Origin of the sequence: Pseudomonas sp. 7SR1, from assembly GCF_900156465.1 — a bacterium.
Taxonomy (GTDB): Bacteria; Pseudomonadota; Gammaproteobacteria; order Pseudomonadales; family Pseudomonadaceae; genus Aquipseudomonas.
The window spans coordinates 501,705-517,419 of the sequence record NZ_LT707064.1 but is presented as its reverse complement, the minus strand read 5'-3'; the positions used below and the strand labels follow the sequence as shown (position 1 = coordinate 517,419).

The 15,715-nt window shown below is 61.7% G+C and carries 15 protein-coding genes; 7 read left to right on the top strand and 8 right to left on the bottom strand.

What is annotated here, in order from left to right; genetic code table 11:
* Positions 1 to 112: 112 nt before the first annotated feature.
* The 3 genes from BW992_RS02515 to BW992_RS02505 form a co-directional block, all read right to left on the bottom strand.
* Positions 113 to 1,060 (bottom strand): FecR domain-containing protein, encoded by a 948-nt coding sequence (locus tag BW992_RS02515; RefSeq protein ID WP_076405530.1) that lies wholly within the window; start codon positions 1,058 to 1,060, stop codon positions 113 to 115.
* Between the two features lie 4 nt (positions 1,061 to 1,064).
* Positions 1,065 to 1,553 carry a sigma-70 family RNA polymerase sigma factor gene (locus BW992_RS02510; RefSeq protein ID WP_072388272.1) on the bottom strand — a complete coding sequence of 163 codons (489 nt, stop codon included), beginning with the start codon at positions 1,551 to 1,553 and terminating at the stop codon, positions 1,065 to 1,067.
* A gap of 116 nt (positions 1,554 to 1,669) precedes the next feature.
* Positions 1,670 to 2,557, bottom strand: a complete 888-nt coding sequence (locus BW992_RS02505; RefSeq protein WP_072388270.1) for an AraC family transcriptional regulator — start codon at positions 2,555 to 2,557, stop codon at positions 1,670 to 1,672.
* A 135-nt stretch (positions 2,558 to 2,692) separates the two neighbouring features.
* On the opposite strand from BW992_RS02505, the gene BW992_RS02500 reads away from it, so the two are divergent.
* Positions 2,693 to 3,595 carry a DMT family transporter gene (locus tag BW992_RS02500; protein WP_072388268.1) on the top strand — a complete coding sequence of 301 codons (903 nt, stop codon included), beginning with the start codon at positions 2,693 to 2,695 and terminating at the stop codon, positions 3,593 to 3,595.
* A 76-nt stretch (positions 3,596 to 3,671) separates the two neighbouring features.
* Here BW992_RS02500 and BW992_RS02495 read toward each other — a convergent pair whose 3' ends face one another.
* The 5 genes from BW992_RS02495 to norR form a co-directional block, all read right to left on the bottom strand.
* Entirely contained in the window at positions 3,672 to 4,643 is a 972-nt protein-coding gene (locus BW992_RS02495; protein WP_072388266.1) for a 2-hydroxyacid dehydrogenase, read from the bottom strand.
* Positions 4,644 to 4,790: 147 nt separating this feature from the next.
* Positions 4,791 to 5,540 carry a YkgJ family cysteine cluster protein gene (locus BW992_RS02490; RefSeq protein WP_072388747.1) on the bottom strand — a complete coding sequence of 250 codons (750 nt, stop codon included), beginning with the start codon at positions 5,538 to 5,540 and terminating at the stop codon, positions 4,791 to 4,793.
* Positions 5,541 to 5,617: 77 nt separating this feature from the next.
* On the bottom strand, positions 5,618 to 5,953 hold the full coding sequence (locus tag BW992_RS02485; RefSeq protein ID WP_072388264.1) for a hypothetical protein: 336 nt from the start codon (positions 5,951 to 5,953) through the stop codon (positions 5,618 to 5,620).
* Between the two features lie 148 nt (positions 5,954 to 6,101).
* The gene (locus tag BW992_RS02480; RefSeq protein ID WP_072388262.1) at positions 6,102 to 7,004 is read right to left on the bottom strand and encodes a chemotaxis protein CheV; all 903 of its coding nucleotides are present in this window, start codon (positions 7,002 to 7,004) and stop codon (positions 6,102 to 6,104) included.
* 237 nt (positions 7,005 to 7,241) lie between these two features.
* Positions 7,242 to 8,798, bottom strand: coding sequence for a nitric oxide reductase transcriptional regulator NorR (norR, locus tag BW992_RS02475; RefSeq protein ID WP_076405527.1), 1,557 nt, complete (start codon positions 8,796 to 8,798; stop codon positions 7,242 to 7,244).
* Positions 8,799 to 8,949: 151 nt separating this feature from the next.
* Here norR and hmpA point away from each other — a divergent pair, with 151 nt between their 5' ends.
* The 6 genes from hmpA to cyoD all read left to right on the top strand — a co-directional run bounded on the left by hmpA (position 8,950) and on the right by cyoD (position 15,713).
* Positions 8,950 to 10,131, top strand: coding sequence for an NO-inducible flavohemoprotein (gene hmpA, locus BW992_RS02470; RefSeq protein WP_072388258.1), 1,182 nt, complete (start codon positions 8,950 to 8,952; stop codon positions 10,129 to 10,131).
* 329 nt (positions 10,132 to 10,460) lie between these two features.
* Positions 10,461 to 10,970 (top strand): disulfide bond formation protein B, encoded by a 510-nt coding sequence (locus tag BW992_RS02465; protein ID WP_072430789.1) that lies wholly within the window; start codon positions 10,461 to 10,463, stop codon positions 10,968 to 10,970.
* Positions 10,971 to 11,765: 795 nt separating this feature from the next.
* The gene (cyoA, locus tag BW992_RS02455) at positions 11,766 to 12,713 is read left to right on the top strand and encodes a ubiquinol oxidase subunit II (RefSeq protein ID WP_072388254.1); all 948 of its coding nucleotides are present in this window, start codon (positions 11,766 to 11,768) and stop codon (positions 12,711 to 12,713) included.
* A gap of 3 nt (positions 12,714 to 12,716) precedes the next feature.
* Positions 12,717 to 14,747: a cytochrome o ubiquinol oxidase subunit I gene (gene cyoB, locus BW992_RS02450; protein WP_072388252.1), complete on the top strand. Its 2,031-nt coding sequence runs from the start codon at positions 12,717 to 12,719 to the stop codon at positions 14,745 to 14,747.
* Between the two features lie 3 nt (positions 14,748 to 14,750).
* Positions 14,751 to 15,377: a cytochrome o ubiquinol oxidase subunit III gene (locus tag BW992_RS02445; protein WP_072388250.1), complete on the top strand. Its 627-nt coding sequence runs from the start codon at positions 14,751 to 14,753 to the stop codon at positions 15,375 to 15,377.
* Positions 15,378 to 15,713 (top strand): cytochrome o ubiquinol oxidase subunit IV, encoded by a 336-nt coding sequence (cyoD, locus tag BW992_RS02440; protein WP_072388248.1) that lies wholly within the window; start codon positions 15,378 to 15,380, stop codon positions 15,711 to 15,713.
* Positions 15,714 to 15,715: the final 2 nt, after the last annotated feature.

Sequence of the window (15,715 nt, the reverse complement as noted above, 5' to 3'; positions counted from 1 at the left end):
CTTCTCTGTCACCCGAGGTGTCGAAAACGGCTCACCGGAACATTATTTTTTTAAACAGGGCGCGATCGGGTTTGTTCGATGGGCGATGCCCGGCCCTCGTCATGCTCATGTTTCAGCTGCGAGCTTCGACGCTGACCCAGTAGCGGGTAAACCGTCGCACGGTCACCGGCAGGCTGACTTCCAGCAGATCGAGAATGCGTTCGCTATTGTCCAGTGGGTAGCTTCCGGAAATCAGCAGGTTGGCGACCGCGTCGTCACAGTGCAACTGGCCGCGCCGGTAGCGGCTGAGTTCGTCGAGGAAATCCGCCAGGCGCATGTGGGACGCCACCAGCATGCCCTCGGTCCAGGCACCACTGTTGGCGTCCAGTGCCGTGACCGGGCCGGGGCCGTTGACGCCCAGGCCCACTTGCCGCGAGGCCGTCAACAAGAGTGAGGCGCCATGCCGGTCATGGACTTGCATTTGCCCTTCGAACACCGCCACCTGGGTGTGGTCGGCAAACTCACGGACGTTGAACCGCGCGCCATGACTGTCCAGCAGGCCATGGGCGGTCACGATGTGCAGCGGACGAGGGTCCCGGGCGCTGGCCAACTGCAGTTCCCCTTCCAGAAGGCGGATCACGCGGCGTTGGGCGTCGAAGCGAACGTCCACGGCGCTGCCAGTGTTGAGCTGCAACTGGCTGCCGTCATCCAGGGTCAGGCGACGACGCTCGCCCACCGGGCTGCGATAGTCTGCCAGCAGCGGGGGCAGCACCTGGCGTTCGCGCAGGCCCCAGGCCAGGGCCGAACCGGCGCCCAGTATCGATAGCAGCTTGAGCGCCTGGCGCCGGGTGCTGCGCTTGGGGGCATTGAGGGCGGCGTGGGCCAAGGGGGACGACACGCTGCGCAGTCGTTGGTTGACGCGTTGTATGTGCTCCCAGGCGCGGCGATGTTCGCTGTGGGCGTCGAGCCATTGTTCCCAGGCCTGTTGCTGACGTGGGGTGAGTGGCCCCTGCTGCATTTCCAGTAACCAGTGGACCGCCTGCTCGGCGACGCGTGTGCTCACGTTGGGGGGCGTGTTCATGGGGTCACAGCGCGAAATAGCAGCGCATCGCTGCCTTGTTCAAATGGCGTTTGACCGTTGCCAGGGAGATGCCCAGTTCGCGGGCGATTTCGTTGTAGGTCAGTCCATCGACCTGGGCCAGCAAAAAGGCACGCTTGACCGCACGCGGCAGGCCGTCGAGCAACTGATCGAGTTCCAGCAGGGTTTGCAGAATGATCGCCCGATCCTCCTCCGACGGCGCCACCTGCTCGGGCAATTGAGCCACGGCCTCGAGGTAGGCGCGCTCCAGGTCCTGGCGGCGGTAATGGTTGAACAGCACGCGTTTGGCGATGGTGGTGAGAAAGGCCCGCGGTTCGAGGATCGGCTGTGGATCGCGAGCGGTCAGTACCCGAATGAACGTATCCTGTGCCAGGTCGGCGGCGCTGTCGGGGCAGCCGAGCCTGCGTCGCAGCCAGCCGTTGAGCCAGTTGTGATGGGCGGTATAAAGCACTTCGACGGTGGGGGCGGGCGGCAACGGGGACACTCCGACAGCGATCGACTACGTTAGAGAACAAGAATTGTTCGCATTGTAGTGGCGCGACGGGGGCTACGGCAATCGGGATGAGTATCGGGTTCTTTCGTTGAACCGGGTCACGTGGGCGTTTGGCGCAGGAAGGCCTGTCGATACTCTCCAGGCGTGGCGGCCAGGGCCTGGCGGAAACGGTGGGTGAAATGACTGGCGCTGGCGAACCCACAGGCCAGGGCGACATCGCCCAAGGGGTGTGAGGTGGTGCGTAGCAGGTGACGCGCCCGGGCAAGACGCCGCGCAAGCACGTATTGATGGGGGGGCAGCCCGAAGCTCTCGCGAAACATCCGGGCAAAGTGGTATTCGGACAGCGTACACAATGCCGCCAGTTGCCCGAGGCTGATGCCATCGGCCAGGTGGCTGTCGATGTAGTCCACCAGCAAGCGTCGCTGGTGAGCGGCCAGCCCGCCCTTGAGGCGTAGCCCCTGGCGCGGGCTGACTTGGCTCAGCAGCAAATGACCGAGCAGGTCATGGGCCAGGCTGGTGCAAAGCAGGCGTTCGGCAGGTTCGTTCCAGTCCAGGCCGATCAACTGGCGAAAACGCTGGGCTTGTTGCGGGTCGTCGAGAAAGGTCGCTTCGTGCAGTTGGAGTTGCCGGGGTTCGCGGTCCAGCAACGTGACACAACCGAGGGCGAATTGCTCGGGGCTGAAATACAGGTGGGCGAGGCGGATGTCGCCGTTGATGACCCAGGCCGATTCATGGCCGGCCGGCAGGACGCAGAGCTTGTCGGGAGCCCCGGTGGTGTCGGGGCGTTCGCGGCGAAAGGTACCGGTACCGCCGGCGATGTAGCACGACAGTGTGTGGTGGGTCGGTGCCTCGTAGTCCCGCGCGTCGTGATGATTGCTCCACAAGGCGGCCGCCATGCCATCCCCCAGCTCGGCGCTGTATTCCAGGCGAGCGTTGGGCGAGCTGTTGAGGGCTTGAAAGACTTGCAGGGTTTGCAGTGTGGACATGTTCGTTCTCTCCAGCCTACATCCTACTCCGTAGGCCGCTCCCTGCCAGCCCGCCCACCGACAAAACCGCAAGTTTACGCAACTGGCCGTCGGCCCATGGCGTGACACTGGTGGCCAATGTCAGGAGACGCCGTCATGAACCTCTCGCTGTACTTGCTCACCGTACTGATCTGGGGCACCACCTGGATCGCGTTGAAACTTCAACTGGGCGTCGTCGCCATTGCGGTGTCGATTGTCTATCGCTTCGGCCTCGCGGCCTTGATCCTGTTCGCAATGCTCTTGCTCAGCCGGCGCCTGCAGGTCATGAATCGCCGTGGCCATCTGATTTGCCTGGCCCAGGGCCTGTGTCTGTTCTGCATCAACTTCATGTGCTTCCTCACCGCCACCCAGTGGATTCCCAGCGGCCTGGTGGCCGTGGTGTTCTCCACCGCCACGCTGTGGAATGCCTTGAACGCACGCGTGTTCTTCGGCCAGCGTATCGCGCGTAACGTGCTGTTGGGCGGTGCCCTCGGGCTGGCGGGGTTGGGGCTGCTGTTCTGGCCGGAACTGGCCGGCCACCAGGCCAGCCCACAGACGTTGCTCGGGTTGGCGCTGGCGCTGCTGGGGACCTTGTGTTTCTCGGCCGGCAACATGCTGTCGAGCCTGCAACAGAAAGCCGGGCTCAAGCCGCTGACGACCAATGCCTGGGGGATGGCCTATGGCGCGGCGATGCTGGCTGTGTGGTGCCTGTTCAACGACATCCCCTTCGAGGTGGAATGGAATACTCGTTATATCGGCTCGTTGATGTACCTGGTGATCCCGGGATCGGTGATCGGCTTCACCGCGTACCTGACGCTGGTGGGGCGCATGGGGCCGGAGCGGGCAGCGTATTGCACGGTCCTGTTTCCGGTGGTGGCGCTGAATGTCTCGGCGTTCGCCGAGGGCTACCAATGGACGGCACCGGCGTTGGTCGGGCTGGTGCTGGTGATGCTGGGGAACGTGCTGGTGTTCCGCAAACCGCGGCCGGTGGCCGCGAAAGTCGCGCTGGGTGCGCGCTGAGGCGCAGTGGCTGGCGAATATCCCGTGGCGAGGGCGCAAACTCCCTCGCCACAGGGCTCATGATACCCGGCGAGTCTTATTTCCAGACTTGCGGGTTGACCAGGTTCTTGGGCCGTTCGCCCATCAAGGCGCTTCGCAGGTTCTCCACCGCAAGGTTGGCCATGGCTTCACGGGTTTCATGGGTGGCGGAACCGATGTGGGGCAAGGTCACGGCGTTTTTCAGCTGGAACAGCGGCGACTCGGCCAGGGGCTCTTTTTCGTAGACATCCAGCCCGGCGCCGCGGATGCGGTTGTTCTGCAAGGCTTCGATCAGCGCCGGTTCATCCACCACGGGGCCGCGGGAGATGTTGACGAGGATGGCGCTCGGCTTCATCAGCGACAGTTCGCGCTGGCCGATCAGATGACGGGTCTTCTCGCTCAAGGGCACCACGAGGCAGACGAAGTCCGCTTCGGCCAGCAACTGATCGAGTTCGCGAAATTGCGCGCCCAACTGGTTTTCCAGTTCGGTCTTGCGGCTGTTGCCGCTGTAGAGGATCGGCATGTTGAAGCCCAGGCGGCCACGCCGGGCGATGGCCGCGCCGATGTTGCCCATGCCGACGATGCCCAGCGTCTTGCCGTGCACATCGCTGCCGAACAGTTGCGGGCCGACGGTGGCCTGCCATTGACCGGCCTTGGTCCAGGCGTCCAGTTCGGCGACGCGCCGGGCGCTGCTCATCAGCAGGGCGAACGCCAGGTCGGCGGTGCTTTCGGTGAGCACGTCGGGCGTGTTGGTAAGCATGATCCCGCGCTCATTGAAGTAGGCCAGGTCGTAGTTGTCGTAGCCCACCGACACACTGGACACCACTTGCAGGTTCGCGGCGTCTTGCAGTTGTTCGCGGCCAAGCTTGCGTCCCACGCCGATCAGTCCGTGCGCCTGGGGCAGGGCTTCGTTGAACTGGGCATTGATGTCGCCGTTCGACGGGTTGGGCACGATCACGTCGAAATCCTGTCGCAGGCGCTCGACCATCTGGGGCGTGATACGGCTGAAGGCAAGTACGGTTTTTTTCATCGTGCAAGGCTCGTCTGGCAGAGAATACCAAGCACGCTAACATTCTTGCCGAGGGTTAGGCGAGAGGGGAAGTGATCGCAAGCCATGAAGACACCGTGTGAGAGCGGACCAGGCCGCTCCCACGGGAGGGTTCGTCACGATCTGCCGCTATGCCGCCCGCAGCGAAATAAAGGCGTAGTTGGCCGGCGTTTCCGTGGCGACGCATGCACCGCTGGCCTGGACCTGGTCGGCCACATCGGCACCGGACAGGTGAAGCTGCCACTCGTTGGCCTGTTGCTCCAGGGGCTGGGAGCGCACCTGGTCGATCGCCGAGGCGAACGCCGCCATGTCCGGCAGGTAGGCGGTGAACCCGTCGCCCTTGAGCGCGGTGACATGGATGCCCAGGCGAGCGCAGACCCGCTCCTTGATCCGGATCTCGTCGCGATCGGCCTGGCGCGAACGCTCGATCAGCCGTGCCAGTTCCTGGTCCACCAGTTCGCCTCCCAGGATCAACTGCGGTCCGGTTTCCCACGATTGCGGCGGGCATTCCTTGACGGCGATGTCGAGGGGAATGTGCGGGTTGATTTCCATGGGATAGATGCGGCAAACCAATGGCCGGCGCTCATAGATGCGGCACAGGTTTTCTTCGTCGAGGTTCCTGCAACGGCCAGCGTTGTAGGCGGCGAAGGTGATCGCCACGAACGCTTCGGTGCTGCCGGTGCGAACCACCGCCGAACGCCGTTCGGCATGCTCGCGTTGCCCCGCCGGCAGGCCCAGGCCATTGGGCAGGAAGGCTTCCACCAGGACGATCACCTGGCCGCCGTCATCAGCCCACATTCGGGCCTCGTCGAGTGTCAGGGGGACGTGGTGATCGGTGCAGCATTTGCCACACCCTACGCAGGAAAATGTCGTGTTCATCGATTGCCCGGATGCGAGGCTGAAAGCGGCGACAGAAATACGCCGTGCCAAGCCCTGCATAGCAAATTATGCGCCACTCAGTGCGAGGTCGTGGCTGGACGAATCGAATCCCATTCGGTGACGTAGGCGACCTTGGCTTGCTTGTGGTAGAGGCACAGTTCGGTGCCGTTCGCGCCTTTCATGTGTTTCTGCGGATAGTGGCCTTGCAGCAACAGCGCGGTGTAGCCCACCCGGTCATCGAATTGCGCGGCGCTGCCCACGGGCGCCGCGTCCTTCAGGCCGCTGGCTTTCAGGCAACTGGCAAGCACCTCTTTGTCATGAGCTGCCCAGGCGCTGGGGCTCGAGGCGTGGGCGTGAAAGGCAAGGGAGGTCAGGGCGACCAGGTAAAGAGCGGTTCGTGCGGTACTGTTCATGTTCGACTCCAGAGCGCCAGGGGAGCCTGCACTATAAGCCCACAACGGCGAGCGCGTGACACGGCGACGTGATTCCAGGCGTGACTGGGGGGCCGTCCGGGGGCACGCCACAGGCGGTGCCCATCAGCGGGTAACGACGTCTTTGTCCTCAGCGTCCTTGTTCGGCAACGGCTTTGGCCGCCGTGATCAGGCACTTGGTCAGTTCCGGCGAAGAGAACTTGGTGAGCACGCCGTTGGCACCGGCCAGCCGGGCTTTCTCGCTGTTCATGGCGCTGTCGAGGGAGGTGTGCAGCAGCACGTAGAGATGGGCGAAGTCCGGGGTTTCGCGCAAGGTCCGGGTGAGGGCGTAGCCGTCCATTTCCGACATCTCGATGTCCGAGACGATCAGGTTGATTTCCTGTGCGGTGCCCTGCAGTTCCAACAGGCACTCGATGGCTTCCTTGGCGCTGCGGGCGGTGTGGCATTGCAGGCCCAGGTTACGCAGGGTGTGCACCGATTGTTGCAGGGCGACCTGGCTGTCATCCACCACCAGGATCCGCGCGTTACCCAATACCTCGGCGTCTTCCATGCTCAATTCGGTGGGCGCCGTCTCGATCTGCGCCGGGGCGATGCCATGGATGACTTTTTCGATATCCAGTACTTGCACCAGTGTGCCGTCCACCGACGTCACGCCGGTGATGAACGCCCGCACGCCGCCGGAGCCGTAGGGCGGCGGTTTGATATCGGTGGTCAGGCAATGCACGATCTTGCTCACTGCCTGCACATGCAGGCCCTGCTTGGACCGGCTGACATCGGTGACGATCAGGCAGCCGCCATCGGGATCTTCCAGGGGGCGCTCGCCAATGGCGCGGCTCAGGTCAATCACCGACAGCGATGTGCCACGCAGGGTCGCGATGCCTTTTACATGGGGGTGCGACTCCGGCAGTTTGGTCAGTGGCGGGCAGGGGATGATTTCACTGACCTTGAGCAGGTTGATTGCCATCAGCTTGCCGCTGCGCAAGGTAAACAGCAGAAGCGAAAGTGAATCTGCGCGGGCTTTGTTGGAAGACATAAAAACCTTCTGTGTAAAAAGGTGGGGCGAGCATGAAGATCGCCAAAACAGCTTTTGATATTGGGTTATCGACTTGTTGGGGGCAGGCTTTAGGACGAAAGCTGTCGTCAGCCAATTTCAAGTCAGCGGCCTGCGCACGCTTATCCTGAGGTGCGGGATTGATCTGTGGCCAGGGAATAAATCCCCTGGCCACAAGGTGCCCACTCTTGTTCTGGGTCCGAGCAGGGGGAAGGGGAGCTACTTGAGCCCCAGTCGCCGGGCCATCCGCCCCAGGTTCGCGCGGTCCAGGCCCAGTTCCCGGGCGGCGCTGGCCCAGTTGTGCCGGTGGCGCTCCAGGCTGGCGGTGATCAACCGGCGCTGGAAATCGTCCACCGCTTCGCGCATATCTCCGGTGGCCGGTTCCGTGGCGGGCGTCGGGCTGGCCGGGGCCGAGGCTGAAAGCGGTTCGCCGGTCTGGGGCAAATCCAGGTCCTGGGCGCCGAGGCTGAGGATTTTCGGCCGCACCGGGCAGCGGCCCAGGGCTTTGAGGGCGCTGCGACCGATCAGGTGTTCCAGTTCGCGCACGTTACCTGGCCAGTCATAGGCCAACAGCGCGGCTTGGGCGTCGCTGCTCAGGCGCAGGCTGCCAAGGCCCATGCGCGAACGGTTCTGCTCCAGGAAAAAGCCGCTGAGCAACAGCACATCGCGACCGCGATCGCGCAGGGCCGGTACCTGCAGGGGGTAGACGCTCAGGCGATGATAGAAGTCGGCCCGATAGCGACCGTTGCGCACCTCCTCGGCGAGGTCACGGTTGGTGGCGGCGATCAGGCGCACATCGACCCGGTGTTCCTTGTCCGAGCCCAGGCGCTGCAACTGGCCGCTCTGCAGCACTCGCAGCAGCTTGGCCTGGACGGTGAGGGACAGCTCGCCCACTTCATCGAGGAACAGCGTGCCACCGTCGGCCAGTTCGAACTTGCCACGCCGATCACCGGTGGCCCCGGTGAAGGCGCCGCGCACGTGACCGAAGAGTTCGCTTTCCACCAGGGTGTCCGGCAGGGCGGCGCAGTTGAGGCTGATCATCGGCTGCTCGGCGCGCTTCGAGGCGGCATGGATGGCCTGGGCGACCAGTTCCTTGCCGACGCCGGTTTCGCCGGTGATCAGTACCGTCAGGTCGCTGCTGCCCACCAGGTTGATTTCTTCCACCAGGCGTTTATGGGCCTTGCTCTGGCCGACCATGTCCCGGTGCTGATGGCCGCTGGCCTGGCGATAGACCTCGGCGCGGCGGTGTTCGTCTTCGGCTTTCAAGGCCAGGCGCTCGATGCGTTCGGCCGCGCTGACCGTGGCGGCGGCGAGGCTGGCGAAGGCCTGCAAGGCGCTCAGGTCGATCGGCTCGAAGCGGCCCGGATCCAGTGAGTCGAGGGTCAGCAGTCCCCACGGTCGTTCATCGACGAACAGCGGACAGCCCATGCAATCGTGGACTTCCAGATGATCGTCGAGGCCTTCGACCAGCCCGTCGTACGGATCGGGCAGGTCACTGTCGGTGGCGAACCGGGTCGGGTGCGGATTGGCCAGCAGCGCTTCGAAGCGCGGGTGCTCGCTGACCCGGAAGCGTCGGCCCAAGGTGTCGGTGCTCAAGCCGTCCACCGCCAGGGGCACCAGGCAGTCTCCGTCCAGGCGCAACAGTGCGGCTGCGTCGCAGGGCAACAAGGCGCGCAGGGCTCCCAGCAGGCGGCGATAGCGCTCGCCTTCAGGCAGTTCCCGGGACAGGTCCGCCACCAGTGGCAACAAGGCTGTCAGCAGAGAGGTTGCGGTCATAAAGACTCCATGTAGTCCCAAAGACTATATCGAGTCTTGTGTCTTTATGACTACTCTGATTTTAAGTTATTGAAAAATAACGAAATTAATCATGGCATGAAATCTGATAGGACAAGGCAGTTGTTATCAAGTCCTTGCATGGAGTCACCCAATGCTCAGCCAAGAAGAACGCGCCATCATCCGTTCCACTGTTCCATTGCTGGAAAGCGGTGGTGAAGCGCTCATTACCCATTTCTACCGCATGATGCTGTCCGAATATCCCCAGGTGCGTCCCCTGTTCAACCAGGCTCACCAGGCCAGCGGCGACCAGCCCCGCGCCCTGGCCAATGGCGTATTGATGTATGCGCGGCACATCGACCAGCTCGACCAGTTGGGTGACCTGGTGGCGAAAATCGTCAACAAGCATGTGGCCTTGCAGATCCTGCCAGAGCATTACCCGATCGTTGGCGCCTGTCTGTTGCGGGCCATTGCCGAGGTGCTGGGCGAGGAAATCGCCACTCCCGAGGTGATTGCCGCGTGGGGCGCGGCCTATAACCAGCTGGCCGATATCCTGATCGGTGCCGAAGCCGGCATGTACGACCAGAAAGCCGCGGCACCGGGCGGCTGGCGGGGCGAGCGTGAATTCATACTGGCGGCCAGGGTGCAGGAGAGTGATGAGATCACCTCGTTCTACTTCGAGCCCGTGGACAAGGGGCCGATCCTGGTGGCCGAGCCGGGCCAGTACATCGGTATGAAGCTGGTGCTGGACGGTGAAGAGGTACGGCGCAACTATTCGCTGTCGGCCCTGGCCGACAACGGCCAGTATCGGATCAGTGTCAAGCGCGAGGCCGGTGGGCGGGTGTCGAACTACCTGCACGACGACTTCCCTGTCGGCAGCCGCATCCAGCTGTTCCCGCCGTCCGGGGATTTCTACCTGACCGCCAGCGACAAGCCCCTGGTGCTGATCAGCGGCGGCGTCGGCATCACGCCGACCCTGGCGATGCTGCAGGCGGCGCTGCAAACCGAACGGCCGGTGCATTTCATCCACTGCGCGCGCAACGGTCGTGTCCATGCTTTCCGCGACTGGATCGACGACCTTGCCCGTCGGCACCCGCAACTCAAGCGGTTCTATTGCTATGACGAAGACGACGGTTCGAGCCCGGCGGCTGACACCGTGGGTTTGTTGAGCCAGGAACAACTGGCCAGGTGGTTGCCGGAACAGCGGGATCTGGACGCCTACTTCCTCGGACCCAAGGGCTTCATGGCGGCGGTCAAGCGCCACCTCAAGAATCTGGGTGTGCCGGCCGGGCAGAGCCGTTACGAGTTCTTCGGACCGGCTGCGGCCCTGGAATAAGTCATCGGCCGGCCCGGGAAACCGGGTTGCGCGCTTTGTGAACAGGCTCGTTCCCACAGGAAGATTCGTGTTGGACGCGACTTCGTGAACAACTCGAACCAACGTGTGGGGACGAGCCTGCTTGCGATCACGACGATCAGCTCGACGCCCACCGGCAGGCCTGCTTCCAGGCAATTAATCGGCGCTTAACCTTCTTCCTGTCTATTCCCTTGAAAGTCGACGACAACCGCTCGTTCACTGTCATGGCCAGCGTGTAGACTTCGGCCATCCGACAGCGCGCCGAGTTCGCAAGGCTGTGCGTCGATCCATGTATGACAAAGGGAAACCCAATGAGTGAGGAAATGATGCGGTTGGGCCGCGAGCGGCGCTATCTGGTGCTGTTGGGCCTGATCTGCCTGGCGCTGATCGGCGGCGCGCTGTACATGCAGGTGGCCCTCGGCGAAGCACCGTGCCCGCTGTGTATCCTGCAGCGCTACGCGCTGTTGCTGATCGCGATCTTCGCCTTCATCGGCGCGGCCATGCGCACACGTCGCAGCCTGACAATCCTTGAAGGCATCGTGGTGCTTTGCGCCCTGGCCGGTGCGGGAGTGGCGGGGCATCACGTCTATACCCAGTTCTTTCCGGCGGTGAGCTGCGGAGTCGATGTGCTGCAGCCGATCGTCGACGACCTGCCGCTGGCGAAGATCTTCCCGCTGGGGTTCCAGGTCGACGGTTTCTGCTCCACGCCCTATCCGCCGATCCTGGGCTTGTCCCTGGCGCAATGGGCCCTGGTGGCCTTCGTGCTGATCGTGGTGCTGGTGCCGCTGCTGGTGTCGCGCAATCGCAAATCGCTTCGCTGAATGGCTGACGCAAACGCCCCGGTTTTTCATCCGAAGAGCCGGGGCGTTTTTCGTTTCAGTCGTCCACGGCGATGGCCTTGATCCCGGACAAGAATGCTCTGCGACAATCTGCGACACGTTGTCACACATCCTGCCTCTGACACGTCTTCCACGACGCCAATATTCGCTTTGTCCTGTAACAAAAAAAGGCCTCGAGTGCCCTGCTTTCGCCATCGCTTCCCTGTGTAGGGCAGGCATTTTTAACAATATCGCGCCATGGGGCAAAGGCCCCGAAAACTGGGCGCTTGCGTGGCCTGAAAAGTCTGTGAATCCCTTGCGGCCTGTCTAAATCGGGCTTAGTAGACCTACGTTTTTTGGGGTTCTTGTTGAGAACTGTTTTCGATAACATGGGCGTCTGTTGCAGAATCCGCCATAGATTGTTGCCGGTTCGGATAAAAATTATTTCGGGATGAGACATGGTCTACAGCGCTTCAGCTCACTACAATCGCCCGCACCGAATATCCGGCCCGGCTCAGGCTTGAGCGCGAGAGGTGGTCGAAGGGCGCCAGCGCCCCATGCGATCCCAAGGTGTCGGTGCCTTCCAACTACCCGCACCAAATGGAATTGGGCTGTAACAAGGCCTTTTACCGACGAATTCGAATAAGAACTCACTGCTGGCCCAGGATGTGTCGAACAGCGTCTGACGCTCGACGGGCAGCCCTTATTCAAATCCAAGAAAATGCCAACCCTTGGCAGGGTGAAGTGTTGGCGATCAAAACCCAACTGCATTGCGCAAGCTGCTTTAGAGGTCGTGAGATGAGTAAAAACAGGTACCCCCGATTACTAGGCTTGTTGCCGCTGCTCGGCACGTTGTTGCTGGGAGGCTGCAACATGACCCTGCTCGATCCCAAGGGCCAGGTCGGCCTGGATGAACGAAACCTGATCATCACCGCCACGCTGCTGATGTTGCTGGTCGTCGTGCCGGTCATCGTCATGACGTTCCTGTTCGCCTGGAAGTACCGCGCCTCCAACACCAAGGCCGTGTACACGCCGAAGTGGTCGCATTCCACCAAGATCGAAGTGGCCGTATGGACCATTCCGGTCCTGATCATCATTGCCCTGGGCTACATCACCTACAAGTCGACCCATGCCCTGGACCCTTATCGTCCGCTGGATTCCGACGTCAAGCCGGTCACCATCGAAGTGGTTTCGATGGACTGGAAGTGGCTGTTCATCTATCCGGAACAGGGCATCGCCACAGTCAACAAGATCGTCTTCCCGGCCCACACGCCGATCAACTTCAAGGTCACTTCCGACACCGTGATGAACTCGTTCTTCATCCCGGGCCTGGGCGGCCAGATCTATGCGATGGCCGGCATGCAGACCAAGCTGCACCTGATCGCCAACCAGAACACTGAACTCGAAGGTATCTCGGCCAACTACAGCGGCGCGGGTTTCACCGGCATGAAGTTCAAAGCAATCGCCACGACCCAGGAAGAATTCGACGCCTGGGTCAACGATGTGAAGAAGGCACCTAAACAGCTTGAAAAAGCTGAATACGAAGCCCTTTCCAAACCGAGCCAGAACAACCCAGTCGAACTCTACTCGTCGGTCACGCCGAACCTGTTCCAGACCATCATCGATAAATATGAAGGGATGAACCCGGGCAAGCCAATGCACCACGAGAAGAAAGAGAAGGAAGTGGCGCACAACATGGAAGGGATGGACATGAGTTCGCATTCAGCTGCCGGGGCAGAGGAGTAAACGATGTTAGGTAAATTAAGTTGGGAAGCGATCCCATTCCACGAGCCGATTGTCATGGTGACCCTCGCCATCATCGCGCTCGGTGGTCTGGCGCTGTTCGCCGGGATCACTTACTTCAAGAAGTGGACCTACCTGTGGACCGAGTGGCTGACCTCGGTCGACCACAAGAAAATCGGCGTGATGTACATCATCGTCGCCATGGTCATGCTGCTGCGCGGCTTTGCCGACGCCATCATGATGCGTACCCAGCTGGCCATGGCCACCGAGGGTTCGCCTGGCTACCTGCCGCCTGAACACTATGACCAGATCTTCACCGCCCACGGTGTGATCATGATCATCTTCATGGCGATGCCGTTCTTCACCGGCCTGATGAACCTGGCCGTGCCGCTGCAGATCGGCGCGCGCGACGTTGCCTTCCCGTTCCTGAACTCCCTGAGCTTCTGGCTGCTGGTGTCCGGCGTTGTGCTGATCAACGTTTCCCTGGGCGTCGGCGAATTCGCCAAGACCGGTTGGGTTGCCTATCCGCCGTTGTCGGGGCTGCAGTACAGTCCGGGCGTGGGGGTGGACTACTACATCTGGGCGCTACAGCTATCCGGATTGGGGACAACGCTCACGGGGGTCAACTTCCTGGCCACCGTGCTGAAGATGCGTACTCCAGGCATGAAGCTGATGGACATGCCGATCTTCACCTGGACCTGCACCTGGGCCAACGTCCTGATCGTCGCTTCCTTCCCGATCCTGACCGCTACCCTGGCACTGCTGACGCTTGACCGTTACATGGATTTCCACATTTTCACCAATGAACTGGGTGGAAATCCGATGATGTACGTGAACCTGTTCTGGGCCTGGGGTCACCCTGAGGTGTACATCCTGATCCTGCCGGCGTTCGGTATCTTCTCCGAAGTCATCTCGACCTTCTCCGGCAAGAAACTGTTCGGCCACCACTCGATGATCTACGCTTCGGGCGCGATCTCGGTACTGGGCTTCATGGTCTGGCTGCACCACTTCTTCACCATGGGGTCGGGTGCCAGCGTCAACGCCTTCTTCGGCCTGGCGACCATGCTGATCTCCATCCCGACCGGGGTGAAGCTGTTCAACTGGCTGTTCACCATCTATCAGGGCCGCCTGCGTTTCACCAGCCATGTAATGTGGACCCTGGGCTTCATGGTGACCTTCGCCATCGGCGGCATGACCGGCGTACTGCTGGCCATCCCGGGTGCTGACTTCGTCCTGCACAACAGCCTGTTCGTGATCGCGCACTTCCACAACGTGATCATCGGCGGCGCGGTGTTCGGCTACATCGCCGGCTTCGCCTTCTACTTCCCGAAAGCGTTCGGCTTCAAGCTGCACGAAGGCTGGGGCAAGGGCGCGTTCTGGTTCTGGATCACCGGCTTCTTCGTCGCGTTCATGCCGCTCTATGCACTGGGCTTCATGGGCATGACCCGTCGCCTGAACACCACCACCAACCCTGAGTGGGTGCCGTACCTGTACGTCGCCATGTTCGGTGCGGTGTTGATCGCCGTCGGTATCGCCTGCCAGCTGATCCAGCTGTACGTCAGCGTGCGTGACCGCAACAAGCCGGAAAACATGTGCGAACACGGCGACCCGTGGAATGCCCATACCCTGGAGTGGTCGACTTCTTCGCCACCCCCGTTCTACAACTTTGCCGTGCTGCCGAAAGCCGACACCATCGACCCGTTCACCGAAGCCAAGGAAAACGGTACCGCGTACCAGGTTCCGGCCAAGTACTCGCCGATCCACATGCCGAACAACACCGCCACCGGCGTGGTCATGGGCGGCCTGTTGACCGTGTTCGGTTTCGCGATGATCTGGCACATCTGGTGGCTGGCCATCGCCAGCCTGGTCGGCACCGTGGTGTATTTCGCCATCCATGCCGCCCGTGACGATCAGGGCTACATGGTGCCGGTGGATGTCATCGAGCGCATCGAAGCCGAGCAGCACAAACGTCTGGTAGCGGCCGGGAAAGTCCCAGCCACCGCCACCCGTGTTGAAACCTCGTTGGAACAGGCTTAAACCATGTCGAACTTAGTGACCAATGTTGGACACGCCCATGGTCATGACCATGGGCATGATGACCATCACCATGACTCGGGCGAGATGACCGTATTCGGTTTCTGGCTCTACCTGATGACCGACTGCATTCTGTTCGCGTCGATCTTCGCGGCCTACGCGGTGCTGGTGAACAACGTCGCCGGTGGCCCGTCGGGCCACGACATCTTCGAGCTGCCCTACGTACTGGGCGAGACCGCTCTGCTGCTGTTCAGCTCGATTACCTACGGCTTCGCCATGCTGGCGTTGTACAAGGGCAAGAAAAACCAGGTACTGGGCTGGCTGGGCATGACCTTCCTGTTCGGTGCGGGCTTTATCGGCATGGAGATCAACGAGTTCCACGTGTTGATCTCCGAAGGCTTCGGTCCTAGCCGCAGCGGCTTCCTCTCCGGGTTCTTCACCCTGGTCGGTACCCACGGCCTGCACGTGACCAGCGGTCTGATCTGGATGGCGATCATGATGTACCAGGTCCAGAAGAATGGCCTGACCGCCACCAACAAGACCCGCCTGAGCTGCCTGAGCCTGTTCTGGCACTTCCTGGACGTGGTGTGGATCTGCGTATTCACCGTTGTTTATCTGATGGGGACCCTGTAAATGGCTAACGCACATTCCCATGATGGCCACGACGCCGGCCACGGCAGCGTCAAGTCCTATGCCATCGGTTTCATCCTGTCGGTGATCCTGACCGTCATCCCGTTCGGCCTGGTGATGTACCCGTCGCTGCCCAAGAGCCTGACCCTGTGGATCATCCTGATCTTCGCCGTGGTCCAGGTCCTGGTGCACCTGGTGTACTTCCTCCATCTGGATCGTTCCGCCGCCCAGCGTAACAACGTGATTGCGTTCATCTTCGCCGCGCTGGTGATCGTCCTGCTGGTTGGCCTGTCGTTGTGGATCATGTTCAGCATCCACACCAACATGATGGCGCACTGAGG

Excerpts from the sequence above, each read along its gene's own strand:
- hmpA (WP_072388258.1), top strand. The coding sequence starts at position 8,950 with ATGCTCAGCCAAGAAGAACGCGCCATCATCCGTTCCACTGTTCCATTG.
- BW992_RS02445 (WP_072388250.1), top strand. The coding sequence starts at position 14,751 with ATGTCGAACTTAGTGACCAATGTTGGACACGCCCATGGTCATGACCAT.
- BW992_RS02500 (WP_072388268.1), top strand. The coding sequence starts at position 2,693 with ATGAACCTCTCGCTGTACTTGCTCACCGTACTGATCTGGGGCACCACC.
- BW992_RS02480 (WP_072388262.1), bottom strand. The coding sequence starts at position 7,004 with ATGTCTTCCAACAAAGCCCGCGCAGATTCACTTTCGCTTCTGCTGTTT.
- cyoA (WP_072388254.1), top strand. The coding sequence starts at position 11,766 with ATGAGTAAAAACAGGTACCCCCGATTACTAGGCTTGTTGCCGCTGCTC.
- cyoD (WP_072388248.1), top strand. The coding sequence starts at position 15,378 with ATGGCTAACGCACATTCCCATGATGGCCACGACGCCGGCCACGGCAGC.
- BW992_RS02505 (WP_072388270.1), bottom strand. The coding sequence starts at position 2,557 with ATGTCCACACTGCAAACCCTGCAAGTCTTTCAAGCCCTCAACAGCTCG.
- BW992_RS02490 (WP_072388747.1), bottom strand. The coding sequence starts at position 5,540 with ATGAACACGACATTTTCCTGCGTAGGGTGTGGCAAATGCTGCACCGAT.
- norR (WP_076405527.1), bottom strand. The coding sequence starts at position 8,798 with ATGACCGCAACCTCTCTGCTGACAGCCTTGTTGCCACTGGTGGCGGAC.
- BW992_RS02465 (WP_072430789.1), top strand. The coding sequence starts at position 10,461 with ATGAGTGAGGAAATGATGCGGTTGGGCCGCGAGCGGCGCTATCTGGTG.
- BW992_RS02515 (WP_076405530.1), bottom strand. The coding sequence starts at position 1,060 with ATGAACACGCCCCCCAACGTGAGCACACGCGTCGCCGAGCAGGCGGTC.
- cyoB (WP_072388252.1), top strand. The coding sequence starts at position 12,717 with ATGTTAGGTAAATTAAGTTGGGAAGCGATCCCATTCCACGAGCCGATT.
- BW992_RS02485 (WP_072388264.1), bottom strand. The coding sequence starts at position 5,953 with ATGAACAGTACCGCACGAACCGCTCTTTACCTGGTCGCCCTGACCTCC.
- BW992_RS02495 (WP_072388266.1), bottom strand. The coding sequence starts at position 4,643 with ATGAAAAAAACCGTACTTGCCTTCAGCCGTATCACGCCCCAGATGGTC.